Source organism: Sphingobacterium sp. B16(2022) (assembly GCF_012030425.1).
GTDB lineage: Bacteria > Bacteroidota > Bacteroidia > Sphingobacteriales > Sphingobacteriaceae > Sphingobacterium > Sphingobacterium anhuiense.
In genome coordinates this window covers 848428-864718 of sequence record NZ_JAAUVN010000002.1, presented here as the reverse complement: position 1 = coordinate 864718, position 16291 = coordinate 848428, and the positions used below count along the sequence as shown (strand labels likewise).

11 protein-coding genes are annotated in these 16291 nt (G+C 36.9%); 2 read left to right on the top strand and 9 right to left on the bottom strand.

Annotation, left to right across the window (positions count from 1 at the left end; all coding sequences use genetic code 11):
- Nucleotides 1-98: 98 nt before the first annotated feature.
- Entirely contained in the window at nucleotides 99-1409 is a 1311-nt protein-coding gene (locus HCX49_RS13815) for a sugar porter family MFS transporter (RefSeq protein ID WP_132842078.1), read from the bottom strand.
- A gap of 66 nt (nucleotides 1410-1475) precedes the next feature.
- Nucleotides 1476-2384 carry an AraC family transcriptional regulator gene (locus tag HCX49_RS13810; RefSeq protein WP_168127411.1) on the bottom strand — a complete coding sequence of 303 codons (909 nt, stop codon included), beginning with the start codon at nucleotides 2382-2384 and terminating at the stop codon, nucleotides 1476-1478.
- Nucleotides 2385-2675: 291 nt separating this feature from the next.
- Here HCX49_RS13810 and HCX49_RS13805 point away from each other — a divergent pair, with 291 nt between their 5' ends.
- Nucleotides 2676-3587, top strand: a complete 912-nt coding sequence (locus HCX49_RS13805; RefSeq protein WP_168127410.1) for an AraC family transcriptional regulator — start codon at nucleotides 2676-2678, stop codon at nucleotides 3585-3587.
- Nucleotides 3588-3658: 71 nt separating this feature from the next.
- Here the strand turns inward: HCX49_RS13805 and HCX49_RS13800 are convergent, their stop codons facing one another.
- From HCX49_RS13800 to HCX49_RS13770, 7 genes are all read right to left on the bottom strand, one after another.
- Nucleotides 3659-4498, bottom strand: a complete 840-nt coding sequence (locus HCX49_RS13800) for an SMP-30/gluconolactonase/LRE family protein (protein ID WP_168127409.1) — start codon at nucleotides 4496-4498, stop codon at nucleotides 3659-3661.
- 179 nt (nucleotides 4499-4677) lie between these two features.
- Entirely contained in the window at nucleotides 4678-5466 is a 789-nt protein-coding gene (locus HCX49_RS13795; protein WP_132842074.1) for an SDR family NAD(P)-dependent oxidoreductase, read from the bottom strand.
- 8 nt (nucleotides 5467-5474) lie between these two features.
- Nucleotides 5475-6641: a mandelate racemase/muconate lactonizing enzyme family protein gene (locus HCX49_RS13790; RefSeq protein ID WP_168127408.1), complete on the bottom strand. Its 1167-nt coding sequence runs from the start codon at nucleotides 6639-6641 to the stop codon at nucleotides 5475-5477.
- Between the two features lie 160 nt (nucleotides 6642-6801).
- Nucleotides 6802-9702: a glycoside hydrolase family 2 protein gene (locus tag HCX49_RS13785; protein WP_168127407.1), complete on the bottom strand. Its 2901-nt coding sequence runs from the start codon at nucleotides 9700-9702 to the stop codon at nucleotides 6802-6804.
- Between the two features lie 86 nt (nucleotides 9703-9788).
- On the bottom strand, nucleotides 9789-10496 hold the full coding sequence (locus tag HCX49_RS13780) for an RraA family protein (RefSeq protein ID WP_132770214.1): 708 nt from the start codon (nucleotides 10494-10496) through the stop codon (nucleotides 9789-9791).
- 32 nt (nucleotides 10497-10528) lie between these two features.
- Nucleotides 10529-12160, bottom strand: coding sequence for a sodium:solute symporter family transporter (locus HCX49_RS13775; RefSeq protein ID WP_168127406.1), 1632 nt, complete (start codon nucleotides 12158-12160; stop codon nucleotides 10529-10531).
- A gap of 18 nt (nucleotides 12161-12178) precedes the next feature.
- Entirely contained in the window at nucleotides 12179-15142 is a 2964-nt protein-coding gene (locus HCX49_RS13770; protein ID WP_206368472.1) for a glycoside hydrolase family 2 protein, read from the bottom strand.
- 244 nt (nucleotides 15143-15386) lie between these two features.
- Between HCX49_RS13770 and HCX49_RS13765 the strand changes: the two genes are divergently transcribed.
- Nucleotides 15387-16253, top strand: coding sequence for an AraC family transcriptional regulator (locus tag HCX49_RS13765; RefSeq protein ID WP_132770220.1), 867 nt, complete (start codon nucleotides 15387-15389; stop codon nucleotides 16251-16253).
- The last annotated feature ends 38 nt before the right edge of the window (nucleotides 16254-16291 follow it).

The window sequence follows — 16291 nt, the reverse complement described above, 5'->3', positions numbered from 1 at the left end:
GTTTATTAATATTTATATAATTCTTTAGCGTCTGAAGGCTAAATACATTTTCAACTCATGGAGTTTAAATTTTCACCAATTAAAACATCTCAATGATGTTAGACCCGATTATTTTTAGTTTCTGGCACATAAAGCCACAGGAATAAGAAATAGATCGCACATAAACCACCGAATATGGTAAATGTCTGAAATGTGGTCAATGTGGCAATCATGACTGGAAAAACATAAGTAATTCCGAAACATGCAACCCACAAAAAGGCAGAAGCAATGGACATGGCCTGTTCTCTTATTCTTAATGGAAAAATTTCAGCAATAATAACCCAGGTAACCGGTGCCAATGTCGCCGCATATGTTCCTATAAAAAGAAGAACAAGTACACTTACAAATTTTTGAGGAATGAAATCACCTTGGAAAGAAAGCCCAATCAAGAGCAATAAAATTGCCATGGTACCTGCACCTATCATCATCAGTTTTTTTCGTCCAACTTTATCGACTGTTCGAATAGCAACCAATGTGAACAACAGATTGACCGAACCAATCAAAATCTGTATTAACAATTGATTTTCAACGTCCATACCAACTTTTTCAAAAATAATTGGTGCATAAAACAAGACCGCATTAGCGCCCGATATTTGCTGAAAAACAGCGATTACGATAGCTATCAGTAACAAAAAAGAATGTGGTTTTTGAAAGATGGAGCGATAGATCGCGCCGATAGAATCTTTTCCCTTCGTATTTTGACTCTGTAAATATTCCAGCTCATTAACCAATTCCTTCTCATCTACGGTATTTTCAAGAATACGTTTACCTTCGGCAAGTCTACCCTTATAAATCAGCCATTTTGGACTCTCCGGAAAGAAAAATGATGCGATCAAAAAAGCGGTTGCAGGAATTGCACCACTTATAAACATCCATCGCCAATTCCCTTCTATTCCTGAAAGAAAATAATTGGACAGATATGCCAACAAAATTCCAATTACAATAGCCATCTGATTTAAGGAAACCATTTTACCACGGATCTTCTGCGGACTTATTTCCGCAATATAAAGTGGTGACAGAATAGAAGCTCCGCCGACACTAAACCCCGCCACAATACGCCAAAAGATAATACTATCAACGGTATTGGCTATTCCCATGAAAATAGATGATACAATAAAAATGAGGGATACTAGAATTAAAGAAGGCTTTCTTCCTAATCGCTGTGCGATTCTTCCAAAAGCCATAGCCCCAAAGATACAACCAACGTACAAACAACTTGCCACCCAGCCCAACTGATCAGGTTCAAGGTTAAAATGTGGCACAATAAAAGGTATAGTCCCCGAAAAGATGGCAATATCAAAGCCAAACAGCAGGCCTCCTAAAGAGGCAATCAAACTATATAATAATACCTTACTTTCTCTAGCATTCATAAACTTGGTTTTAGAATGACTAAATTAGAAAGAGATACAAACTTAAGGATGTATAATTCGTGTGAATTAATGGATTATATTCTCATCCAATTTAACACTGTTACGATAGTGAGAAGGCGATACACCCATATGATCTTTAAAAAGTCTTGAAAAATAATATTGATCCTCAAAACCGAGATCGAATGAAATCTCCGATATCCTACTATCCGAAAACTGCAACATATAACAGGCTTTCTGTACTTTAAGGTGATTTAGATATTCAATCGGAGAATAACCAGTACGCATTTTAAAGAGCTTTGAAAAATGTGAAACAGAAAGATTACTATTAGCAGCAATATCTTTTAAACTAATTTTTGTGCTAAAATTAGTTTTAAGGTATAAGATGGAGCTATTTATAATATCCCCTTTATTCTCCAGTTGCCAATTACTAGAAATCTCACGATGAAGATATCCACTTAAAAAATAAGGTAAAGTCATCGTTAGACATTCCATAATCTCACGACCATATCCTTTTAAAAGTAATGTGTACATCTTCTCAAAAATAGATTTCATTTCTTCTCCAAAGACAAATGAATTTTTGTTAAGCAAAACATTCTTATATATACCATCCACAATATCTCCGGCATTTCTACCATTAAAATGTATCCAGTAAATTGTCCATGGATTATTATGATCCGCTTGGTAGGTATGTGCAGTATTGGCCGGAATTAAAATATATTCATTCGCCTGGATATGGTATAAGTCGTTGCCAATAGAAACTTCTCCTCTCCCATCCACGCAATGGATCAGAATATGTTGCATACATCCTTCTTCTCGTTGGCGATAATGAAACCTTGCTTTTGGAAAATAACCAATATCTGTAATGTAAAAATTACCAGAAATTTTTTCCAAACTATTCTGTTTAACAACAATTGGGGGAACGACAACGCACACCTCGCCATCAAAGCCATCTTTTTTATTTTCAAATTTCTTCATTTCAAATTTATAAAAGAAAATAATCCATGTAAATGAAAATTTACGCTATCTATTCATGTTAAACCAACATTATCTTTGGTAAAGCAAAACGATTATAAGCATATTACCAAAGGTAACAATAATCCCTAATAAATACACCTTTATAACTAGGGCCCCTATTATGATGAAAATATAGATTTAAGCGCTTCAAAATTGCATATTGAAGATTTGAAAATTATTCATAAAATAGCTTGTACCTCTAGTTTAAATTGTAAAGACATGTTATAACCATCGAAAACAATCCGACTAATTATGACTAAAAAAATTTCTATTTCTGAAGGATTTAAAGGAGAAGAAGCGATAGCATTACCATTGGATATTCTACAAATGCAGAAACTGCTACCAGCTAAAAAAAATCTATTTATTACCCATATTGGCTATTATCCTGAAGCTAGGTATCATCTTAGAAACAGAGATCAGGGATGCAACGAACATATTCTCATCTATTGTTCGGAGGGTATGGGATGGGTAACACATGAAAATAGAACAGTACATTTATCAGCGGATACCTATTACCTTATACCTGCAGGCGAGGCACATAGCTACGGAAGTAGAGATAGCAATCCATGGAGCATCTATTGGTTACATTTCAAAGGAGAAGATAGTGGATTAGTTCAATCCTTAAAAGGTAAACCACTTGCATTAAAAAATACAGGTCCACAGAGTAAAAAACACAGCCTGGATCTTTTTCATAATATTTATGAAAATTTGAAATTTGGTTATCATGCAGAGACATTGGATTATATTAGTTTTACACTTCTTTACTTCTTAGCATCCTTAAAGTATCAAGAGCAATATCTTCGTAATAGTCGTCTGAATAGCGAAAATATCATGAATAAGTGCATTGCAATTATGAAAGAAAATTTAGAAAAAAAGCTAACACTTCAGGAATTATCTAACTTGATAGGTTATTCGTCTTCACATCTTACACGACTTTTTACAGAAAAGATGAATAGCTCACCAATGACATATTATAATCGGATCCGACTCGAACAAGCATGTCAATATCTAAAATATTCATCCTATAAAATAAAAGAAATCGCTTTTAAGTTAGGGTATTTTGATCCTTATCATTTTTCAAGAAGTTTTAACAAAGAAATGGGCATTACTCCCAAAATTTATCGTCAGCAATACTACATACCGACCGAGCAAATCAATCAATAAGCATTGATTGATAAAACGAAATACAACTTATCACACTTTCATAGAGTATGATAAGTCGCATTCATTTTTTATTATGAAATTTTATAATGAAACACCGAACCACTATTAGGGTATTTCAAAAGTTGCTGTTCGTCTAGTCCTACTTTTGCCGTTGAAATAAACAAATCTTGATTATTAGATCCGCCAAAAACACAAGAAGTAACATGGGGTGCATCAACATATATTCTATCTAAAAGCTTTCCTGTATTTATATCCCAACAGTATACGCCGTACCCTCCCCAATGGGCAACCCACAAGTTTCCATCAGGACCTATACACATACCATCCGGAGAACCGTATTCCGATGGAATTTTAACCAACACATCATAATGAGCAGTTTCATTAGTATCTTTTGTAAAATCATACCGACGTATTTCATTAGTAAAAGTATCAATAAAATAAGTATAGGGTAATTTCCCGCTCCATACAATTCCATTAGGTATAGAGACCGCATCAAGCATGACATGCAGTTTTTGATCTTTATAACAATATAACTTTCCACGCCCAGAAATGGCATCCATATGCATTGTTCCGATCCAAAAATTACCGTCCGGATCCAGACCACCATCGTTTGTTCGGATCTGACCATTCTCGTGTGGAATATCAATAATAGGTTTTACTATATTTGTAGCTTCTTCCCAAGATGCCAACATCCCCTGCATACCTAAGATAAAACCGTGACGATCATTCAATACAATTTTACTGACATAGTCATCCAAATTCCAGATACTCGTCTGTTCACCACCAAACTTATGTTTATAAATTTGTTTACCTAAGATGTCAACCCAATAGATACTAGCATTACGCTTATCCCATAAAATACTTTCTCCTAATTGACAGGTTGATTTGACCAATAATTGTGCATTTTTCATTAGAATATAATTATGTTTGAGTTTACTAAACTCAGTTTATCACTTAGATGGTGTTATCTTAAATCCGATTAAACGTAAAAGGATTGGATCAGATGAGTAAAACTACCATCTTATCCAATCCTTTACCATATACTAAAATATCATAAAGATGTATAATCTTATGCATTCCAACCGTTCCCTTAGTCTTGCATCAAAGCACTTCTGCCACCATCAATAAGGTAGGTCGTTCCATTCGCAAACGCTGCATAATCGCTCGCTAAAAACACACACCAAGCACCGATTTCCTCAGGGGTTCCTAAACGTTTCACAGGATGAAGCGCAACGGTAGAAGCTCTTGCTTTGTCCGCATCATCGAAAGAATCAAACCATTTTTGATTTCCAGGTGTATCAATAAAACCAGGAGCAATACCTACAGTACGAATATGAGGAGCCCATTCAATAGCCATGGCCTTCACCATAGCCAATAACCCTGCTTTAGCTACATTGTATGGAAAACAACCTTTCATAGAAGAATAAGCATGATTAGATGTCATGATAATAAAAACACCTTGATCAGCTTGATCTAGTAATGGTTTCATTTTTTTTCCCACCTGCCAGTGTGATTCAAGATTAAGATGTTGATTGAGATCCCATTTTTCCTGATCACAGTTTTCAACAGTATCAAACACATTCATTCCTGCATTAGAAACGACCACATCAAGTTTTCCATAACTTTGAACCAACTCATCTGCGAACAGTTGAATCTCTATAGCCTTGGTTAAATCCACCTGATAATAAATTGCATCATCAGTATAGACCTTCATCTGTTGTCGATAGTATTGTACCTGCACTCCATCAGCAGGTTGCTCTGCGCATACAATAACGCGAGCTCCGGCTTGAGCAAATAGGATAGAAGTACCAAGTCCAATACCAGATATCCCTCCCGTGACTAATACAGTCTTCCCTTTTAAATCAATTGATAATGCCATCGTAACTATTAAACGTAAAATCCAGGTCTTGGTTCTAATATTCCTGGATGTTTTTCCATTTCCTCTTCTACCAGATCCACTCCCAGTCCAGGTCTGTCACTTAAAGATAGAACACCATTTTGAACCATATCCGCAATTGGATGATCGATAACAGTATCTCTCCAAGCAACATCGTTAAACATAAATTCCTGTCTAAAGAAGTTAGGAACAGAAGCACATACATGTGCGCTTGCCAATGTCGACAAAGGTCCATTTGGATTGTGTGGCGCTAACAAAACATTATAAGCCTCCATCATCGTTGCCATACGCTTCATTTCGGATGGTCCTCCACAACGGGTAATATCGGGCATCATAATATCACAGATATTTTTTTCTAAAACAGGTCGGATACCATGTCTTGTATAGTGACGTTCACCGACACAAATAGATACGTTTGAAGGAATCCGTTCACGCATAGCTCGTAAAGTATCCGCACTTTCCGGACCTGCAGGTTCTTCATACCAGGTAATATCTAATGCTGATAGACGTTGTGCCATCTTCACTGCAACCCGATAATTCAACATCGCATGTGTCTCGATCATAATATCAAAATCAGGACCAACGGCATCACGTACAGCTTTACTCACATTAAATGCTAAATCCTGTTGCTCCGAAGTCAAGGTTAAATTAGGAGCAAGATCTTCTCCATATAAATAATTAGTATGCGCAAATGGATCAAATTTAAGGCCGGTAAAACCAACTTCTTTTACTTTAAGCGCTTGTGCGGCATAATCTTCGCCATTATGTCCACCACCAGTGAACCAATAATTAGCATAAAGCAAAATATCTTTACGGAAAGCGCCTCCCAACAATTCGTAACAAGGCACTCCTAACACTTTAGCTTTTAAATCCAAGAGCGCCATATCTATTCCACTGATGGCACACATACTAGCACCGTAGGGACCAACCCAATTTAAATCGCGGTAGAGCTTTGTCCATATAAAGTCAGTCCGCATCGGATCTAAACCGATTATACGCTGACCTACATGTTTTGCTGCTTCAAACACCAAAGGACTTCCTGGCCAATTTGTTGCTTCCCCAACACCAGTATGACCTGTATCCGTATAAATTTTTAATAGTGTCCAGTTGTATTTTACTCCCTCTACCAACCAGACTTTTACATCAACTATTTTCATTTGAATATATTATTTATGAGTCTATTTTTTTCAACGACATCCTCAGCTCGTTACACTTTTCTTAATTTTTAAGAACTATAAAACTAGTCCATTTTCATTCATTTAGGCATAAACTCTTCTAAAGAGAGTTTATGCCTATTTTTCTATATAAAGTTACGTATTAATCAATCTGTAAGATCATACTACCTTTTATCACATCACCTTTTTTAAGCGTAATCCGACCGTCTGTAAAGGGACTTCCATAAAAGGGCTCAGAACCGCTATTTGTATAATCAGCAACTAACCATTGAATATGTTCATCCTGTTTCCAGGTACGGGAAGCTTGCTTGCCTGTAGCTAATAGATTCACCTGTTTACGATCAACAGTCGTTAAAGAAGCGGTTATCACCCTAGCCTTTGTAGACCTAAAATCATTTGATCCCATCGTATTTGCATCATCTTTCCAAGCTTTCGCAACCGGCTCGCCATGCGCTTCAACCTCATATACGTTGTTCGCATTTAACTTCGCTACACCATTATTACGACCAATATGATTTTCTGGATAATAAGAGAAATCTCCTTTTCTAGACCATTTAAGTTCATCATAGTGCAAAGGTAGTTCTAACATTAAACCATATTGATAAACAGAAACTTCACCATCCTGATAATTCATCTCATAGTTTGTTTTAAACAGACCTTCTTTTGTAAAAATGAACTGTTGTTTACCTGTACCTTGTTGATACGTCAGATCCAAATCGACAACGATACTATCTTTATCATCCCGAGCCTGTACCTGTGTAGCAAACAAAGTGTATTGCTCATAATGCTTGATCGGGTATATATTATTTTGATACGTCTCCCCTGCTACATTTGGTTTTCCACCATCCTCAGCATTTGCAGCGATAATCGCCACAGATGGTCCTTTGGAAAGGACTTGTTCACCAGAAGTTCTAGCAGCAGTCATTAATCCATAAGTTTTGCTGATGGTATACACAACATCTCCTTGGGTAATATAAACAAATGCCGAATCCTGTTTCAAAGCTAACGCTTTAGCTGTTCCATTTACTGTTACTACTTTTGGCGTTTCAAAAATCTCATGTTCAACCTCAAAACCACGATCATCATTGACGATAATTTCAACCTTATTGAATACACCCGAAGCATTTGGGACAACAAGTTTACCTGCTGAACGAGCTTGCAGATTAGAAGTTACCGGAATTAATTTACCATCAACCATCACTTTTATTTCCACATCTTTTAATGAACGGAAATCATAACGATTTTCAACATCGAAGGTGATATTATTGGAATTACTTTTCAAATTAGAAATACGTACTGGAGAATAGGCTTTTTTCATCCCAAAATATTCTGGTTTTTCTCTTCTCCAGCCATCAATTGGTCCCCAAGGTCCATAACCTACAATTCGTCCATCCGGCATATGGAAAGTATCATCAATACCACTCCAAATTGCTCCGCCCAAATTCCCTTTATGAACATACATCGAGTCAAAATAAGTGACCATTGGTGCATTAAATGCATCTCTTACCCCTGGGTCCGTCAATAGTTCTCTTCTATTATAATCCGATAAATGGGCGTATTCACCAAACAAAGTAGGTCTGCTCATTGTATCTGTAGCCTTTGGTCCATTGATTCCAGGATAGTGATAATTAGCAATATCAGCTTTACTACCAGCATTGTTAAAACTTCCCCAAGTTTGATCATGAAATACAGTAGGTCGGGTTTTATCCAACGCTTTTACGGTCTTATTTACTTCAGCCCATAAGTCACTCCACCTAGACTCATTACCCAATGACCAGAAGATGATAGATGGATGCTTTCTATTACTCACGACATTATCCATATTTGCACGTAGCATTGTAGGCAAAAATTTCGGATCTTGATAATTCCAATGACGCCAGATAGGTGAAGCGTGGTGCTGTATCCAGTTTAGAGCCGATTCACTTTCAACATACAAGCCCAGTTCATCTGCCGCATTTAAAAACTCTTCCGAAGGTGGGTAGTGGGAAGTACGGATATAGTTGAGATTACCCGCTAAAAATACTTCAACATCTTTTCTATCCAAAACTGGATCAGATGCTCTACCCATTAACGGATGTACAGCATGACGGTTTACCCCTTTCAACTTAACCGGACGACCATTAACCAAAAGTTCATTACCTCGAATCTTAATGTCACGGAAACCAACTTTTTGTATATTCGATTGTACCACTTGAGTTCCATTCAACAATGAAGTAGTCAATTCATACAAATACGGACTTTCAGCAGTCCAATGCTTAGGCTTTGATATCTGAATATCCAGATCAAACGGTATTGTCTGATTTCCTGTCGCCGATTTTTTAGCTGTTTTCTTTTCAAAAACAGTTTTATCACTTTTATCTTTTAGCGTATATTGAATAGCTAGATCTTGATTTCCGGATGTGTTATTAGCCACAAGTGCCTGCAAATGAAGTTTAGCATCTTGATATTTAGGATCAAATTTAACCTCCACATCTAAATCAGCAACATGAGTCTCAGGAAGCGCAAATAAAGTCACTTTCCTCAAAATACCGCCAACCGTATGCGCTGCGTACTGGGACACACACGAAAGAATATCACTGATCGTATTGGCACGTACCTCAACAGTCAAGACGTTAGTACCAGACTTCACTGCTTTCGTAACATCCATTTCAAAAGCAACAAAACCTCCTTCATGTTCTCCTATATATTGCCCATTCATTTTCACCACAGCATTTGAACTAACAGCATCAAATTTTAGAGCAATACGTTTACCTTTCCAAGATTCGGGAATAGAAATCTGTTTTTCATAAACCGCTTTTTCACCCGCTTTAACCTCATATCCTTGCATTTCCCATTCACCAGGAACTTTTATAGTCGCAGGTTTTCCATTTTCAACCCGAAAGGACCATACTCCATTTAATGAGATATGCGGTTGATCGATACCTTCCACCTTCGCAGGTAAAGGAGAAAGTATTTTTATGTTAGCACTTTGCTGCGCTAGACCCAAGTGTCCAAACCCCAGTAGCAGCACAACCATTACTGCGTTAATCTTTTTTATATTCATCGGAATAACATTACATCTTGAGCTCACACGCTCGGTTTATGTATAATTTTAGAAAAATCGATCTTTGATGAGTAACAAAAAGCTTATTACATGATACCATAGGTATCAAAAGCTTCCTTAGCACCCATACCCTCTAAAACCTTTTTCAGAACAACTTTTTCACTTCGAGCTTTTTCCAATGCCCGAGTAAAAACTTCGACTTCATGCTCCTTCGGCACCAAACAAACACCATCAATATCTCCGATTAAAATATCTCCATCTTGAATCATAATATTGTTGATGCATATTGGCACTCTCCAATCAATCACCTTACCACGAGGAGCTTGATCCTGTGCATAATTACCCATTGAGAAACAAGGGAAATCTAGTGCTAATATACCATTCGTATCTCTAGAATAGCCATTTACAATAGCACCTGCAGCACCCAGCATTTTTGCTCGTGCACTCATAATCTCGCCCCATAGTGCATAGCTCGGTGATGAACCACTACAAATATAGATTTCATCCTCTTTAAGATCATCCAAAGCTTCCAGCATATAACCAAAGGTTTTAGCTAGAACCGGATTTTTAGATGTTGACTCTCCCAATGAACTTACATCGGCTTCCAATACAGTCATTGCTCTTCCTACAACAAACATATCGTCACGAATGGAACGGATATTTGGTGGTAAAAACTGATGGTACATCCCCATCTTATCCATAATATCACCAATGACTGCTGTAAATAATTCTCTGCGGATCAGCGCGAATAATTCCTTGTCATTGTTCCACTCTACTTGCAAATTTGTCTCCATTTTATATTTTTTATTATTGCTATTATTATTGATTACCAAAGAACGATATACAAGGCGGTCAACACGCCTATAATTAACAAACTAACCACTTTAAACAAATCTGACACCACAAACATTTCCTTCTCCAAGATCAATGCCTGCTGATTTTTTCTTTTCTTATCAAAGACACTAATGACCGTCATCGTGATCACTGTAAAGACAAAAACCACAAGAATACGATTCATAAAAGGCATCTGATCCAACCATACATTTTTAAACAAAATCGAATAAAAGAAAGTCGATAGCGCTCCACCAATAGCGGCGTTAGAAGTTGTCCATTTTGTTAAAATACCCATTAAGAAAATAGCCAGTACACCAGGTGTTATAAAGCCGGTAAATTCTTGAATAAATTGAAACCCTTGATCTAGATTACTTAATAATGGTGCTAATGAAGCTCCAATAAATAGCGAAACTACAACCGAGATTTTACCCAATTTGACTAAAAAAGACTCCTCAATCGGTTTGGTTTGCGTATTTTTATAAATATCCAGCGATACAATTGTAGCAATACTATTCACTTTCCCAGCTAATGAAGCTACAATAGCTGCCGTCAATGCGGCAAAAGCCATTCCTTTAAATCCAGTAGGCAAAATCGATAACAGTAATGGATACGCTTTATCAGGCTTAACGATATCTCCGTCCATCATACCGTTTTGAAATAGCGGATTATTCCCACTCTGATATAGATAAAATGCAGCAATACCTGGTAAAACAACAATCAAAGGCATCAGTAATTTCATAAATGCGGCAAACAACATACCCTGTTGCGCAGTGGCTAGATTTTTAGCTCCTAATGCCCGTTGCGTTATATACTGATTACAACCCCAATAAGAAAGATTCATAATCCACATACCACCTATAAGTACCGACCACCCCGGTAGATCCATGTAAGCATCACCACCATCAGGTTTAGTCAATTGTCCTTTTTCAATAAACAGATGAAAATGAGAAGGCACCTCTGCTTTCAATACTTTCAATCCATTCCACCACCCTGACAATCCTTCAGCATCTGCAACTAAACTAAGCGCAATATAAGTTGTGGTCAAGCCACCGATAATTAACAGGACTACCTGTACTACATCCGTATAACCAATGACTTTCATTCCGCCTAATGCAATAAACCCAGCCAATATGGCCAAAATCCAGATACACCACACAAATGGAATATCCGCAATTGCATGTATTGCCAAAGCTCCCAAATATAGGATCGAAGTGAGATTAACAAAAACATATACCAGCACCCAAAACACAGCCATGATCATACTCACCCGGTTATCAAACCGCTTCCTCAGAAATTCAGGCATCGTATAAATCTTGTTCCTCAGATAAATGGGCAAGAAGAATATCGCGACAATGATCAATCCTAGGGCTGCCATCCATTCGTAAGAAGCAATTGCAATACCCAAGGCAAATCCGGAGCCGGACATCCCAATAAACTGTTCTGCAGATATATTAGAAGCAATGATGGACGCTCCAATCGCCCACCATGCTAATGATCCCTCTGCGAGGAAAAAATCATGACTTAAAGAGCCAGACGTCTCCTTTTTCTTATAGATATAATATCCATATCCACCCACAAGAATGAAGTACAGAACATAAATCAATTGATCAATCCAAGTTAACATATGTAGTTAATTTTATAATTAAAATCTTAAGGTTATAGCACCGTTACATGGAGACGCTTCTAACGTTTTGCAATAGTTCCCCCATGCGATTTCAGGATAATCCCATTTATTATTGACAAACAGTATAACTTGCTCACCTTCCATACGGTCTATTCGACAAGCAACATCACCCTTTGGTGCTATCACAGAAACCCGGGTTGATTTACCAGAAGAAAGTGTATAATAAAAAGTATTCTCTTTCATACTTTTTGCTTTGTTGGTCAAAGGATGCTCACTTCTAGCGCCTTTATCCGACCAGTAATAGTAATTGTGCGTATCCTGGTCCCACCCTTGAGTAGGTTTCTCACCATATGCAGCCTGTTTACTTTTATAAAGATCAGCACTCCCTTCATTTCCGGCAAATTCTCCTTCAGGATAGTAATTCCAATATCCATCTCTTTTCCAATTCAAACGGTCCAGATCATTTGGCATATAATATTTTATACCAACCTCTCTTAGATAGCCGTTAGGTTCTCCAGCAGTACGGTAATTAGTCGTCATTTCTCCTCCAGACTTGATCACAATATCAAAATATACTTGTAATCCTTGATAAGTTCCAGCAATAGCAAGTAACGCAACACCATCTTTAATTTCACATTTCACAGAGGTCTCCTTCCAATCTTTATCGTAAATCAAATATTTGTTCGCGCTTTTTCTAACCTCTGCGCCCGTTAAATGATTCAGGTTTACATCCATATTCAAGAAAGGCCCCTTTTCAATAAACACCTTCCCATTAGTAGTTGCACCTTCAATCAACCCTGTTTCCTTCGAAATAGGTATTTCAAAATTATGTCCCTTGATGATAAAATTTTCTTTATTTTCCACAAGTTTAAGTTTTCCTTTATGTGAAGCTTCAGGCATATCGATAGGTCGTTCACCAAAATAGTATTCGTAAGTATCAACTACACGACCATCCTGATCAATAAAGTTTAAGCGTACCGATCTCCCCTCTTTCCATTCTTCCGCCGGTAATTCAAATTGTCCTTTAGCATGGGGTTCAATGGAAGGCAATCCAATTGTCTTCGTACGTCCTTCATAAGTATATGCTAATTTTACTTCATTAAGATTGGTGTGATCATATCTATTGTATACATCAAATTTTATTTGCTGTTGTGCTGCAAAATTTTTCACAACCTTTCCTTCGTTCAAGATCCGAATAGGAGACTGTGCTTTCTTCGTCGACCAGAATTCAGGTTTGGGCCTTCTCCAGACATCTACAATACCCCATTCTCCATATCCTACAGCATGACCTTGATATCCTTCCGGCTTTGCAGATTTTGCAAATTCATTCCAAAATGGTGTACCTTTTTTCAAGGTTTGAGGAATATTAAAGGTATCATCTACATATCCCCAAATTGCACCACCCAATCCACCTTTGGTCGGAAATAATCTTCCCCACATCATATCCATCGAGATTCCCCAAAATTCTCTGATATTCGGATCATCTCGTAAGGTCTGATACGTGTAACAAGCAGGATGTGCCCATTCATCAAACAAAGCTGGTATACCATGTCCTTCATATCCTTTAGTTGTCTTTCCAAACTGTGTCAGATTACCATTAACATCCTGATAGTGCATACTTAATATTTCATAAATCTTCGCATCACTAGATTGCGATCCTGGATAACTCCAGATAACAGGCCTGGTTTGATCAGCATTTTTAACCAAATCCCAACTTTTTCTGAAATTACTTCCGTAGATAGATTCATTTCCAATAGACCAGATAATAACCGATGGATGTGTTCTAAAAGTATTGACCATTTCGCGGCATTGGCTCAGATATTGATCCGTATGATTAGCATCATTTTGAGTAGAGCCAGGTGCATAATTCTTTTGTCTATAAGTATCAACAAAACAAACAGCTGTTTCTACTTCTACATAAATTCCATAGCGGTTACAGAACTCAACAAATCGTTCTGATGGCGGATAATGTGAAGTTCTTACAAAATTAATATGAGCATCTTTAAACAATTTAACATCCAAACTATCGTAGTAAGGTACACTAACACGACCTAAAGTAGGATGAACATCATGACGATTAGCCCCTCTTAATTTAACAGGTTTCCCATTCACAAACATCTGGTCTTCAATAATCTTAACTTCACGAAATCCGATCGCTTTACTAAACGCATACGTATCATTACCGTCTTTTTTAATTTTAACATCAAGACGATAAAGATTAGGATGTTCAGCATCCCATTTCAAAGGATTAGCTATTGGAAAACTATTGCTATTGTGACCTTTGTTTACCACAAATTGTTGTTCAGACTCGGGAACGAGTTTATTCTTACTATCATATAATGCATAATGAACAGTAACACCTTGCGCCTCTTGCAACGTATAATTTAATTTTAAGACAGCATCTTTAAAATGCTGATCCAAATCTGTTTCAACACCAAAATCATGTATGCTATTTACAGCAGTTGCAAATAGGGTAACATCTCTTAATATCCCTCCAATCGGATGATGTGCATACCCCGAAGCGTAAGATATATCATCCAGTTTATCTTGAACTTCCAGAAAAACTTCATTTTCCTTATCAAAATTAACATAAGGAGTGATATCGGTTTCCCAGCGTGTAAATCCTCCTTTATGCGTTCTGATCACTTTACCATTAATACTTAATGTCGCTTGACTATAGACACCATCAAACCGCAAGACGATCTTTTGCCCTTTAAAGTCTTTTGGAAGCGTAAACTTTCTTTTATAAAAAAATGATTTATCATGTTCTATTCCATACCCTTGCATCACGGCTTCCCCAGGTACTTGTATTGGTGCCCAATCGGATTGCTTATCAAATTGAAACTGCCACTCTCCGTTGAGCGATAGTACAGGACTTTTAACCTGGTTTGTTTTCTTTGGTAACTCATAAGCTAACTCCTGTCCCAAAACACCGAGATGAGAAACAGCCAAAAACAAAAATATCACTACTAATTTCAACATCTTCATTTTAAAAATTGGTTATTATACACATAAAATATTTACTATAAAGGTATATGAAGCGAACACGCGAACATAGAACTCAAAGTTATCGCTCCTGAAGACAACAAACTAAAACTTGATACACATGAAATAAAACTTTTTACACCCATCTTCATAATTTAACATGACAAAATAATCAGTATTGTTTTATTCGAAAAATTATTACTTATATTTGTTTGACAATTATTAATCATCATATCCTATTATGAAAGCACAATTTATTGAACTGTCTCCCCCTAACGAGAAGACAATCCTCATCAAGCAGGTCGATCAGGAGTTTTTGAGTAACCCCTTACATTTCCATGAGTTATGTGAACTCGTCCTAATTTTAGAGAGTTATGGAAAACGTGTCGTTGGCAATCATGTCGATAGCTTTAGTGCTGGAGATCTTGTGCTAATGGGACCAAATATCCCTCACATCTGGCGTAATGACGATATTTTTCTTAATCCCCAACATGATGAACGTGCAAGAGCAATCGTACTCTATTTTCCAGCGGATTTCTTACTACGACTTACAGATGATCAAGCAACCATTAGTGCTATGCAGCAATTCATCAAAAGATCAAAACGAGGATTGAGATTTCATGGACAAACCTTAGAACAAGCTACCGAACTAATCAAAAGTCTAGCACAGAAAAAGAGTTTTTCTAGAATCACCGGATTTCTAAATCTTATTGAATTACTCCATCAGGCAGAAGAATGCGAAAATTTAGCCTCAGAAGGCTATAAACCTACTTTTGGAGAACAAGAAACCAATCGCATTAATAATGTATACATTTATGTTATGCAAAATTTCCGAGAAGAAGTTTCATTAGGAATAGCCGCAGAGTTGGTTAATATGACACCCAATGCCTTTTGTCGTTTTTTCAAACGCCATACCCAAAAATCATTCTCTAAATTTGTTAATGAAATGCGTATCGGACATGCGTGCAAATTGCTGATGAATAAACAACTGTCAATTTCTGAAATCTGCTACCAAAGTGGCTATCAAAATCTAACCAACTTCAATAAATTCTTTAAAACTATTATGAGAAAAAGTCCACGGGAATATCGTAAAGAAATGGACATGTAATTCCCTAATACAGGTATTAATACACGTTGATAAATTAT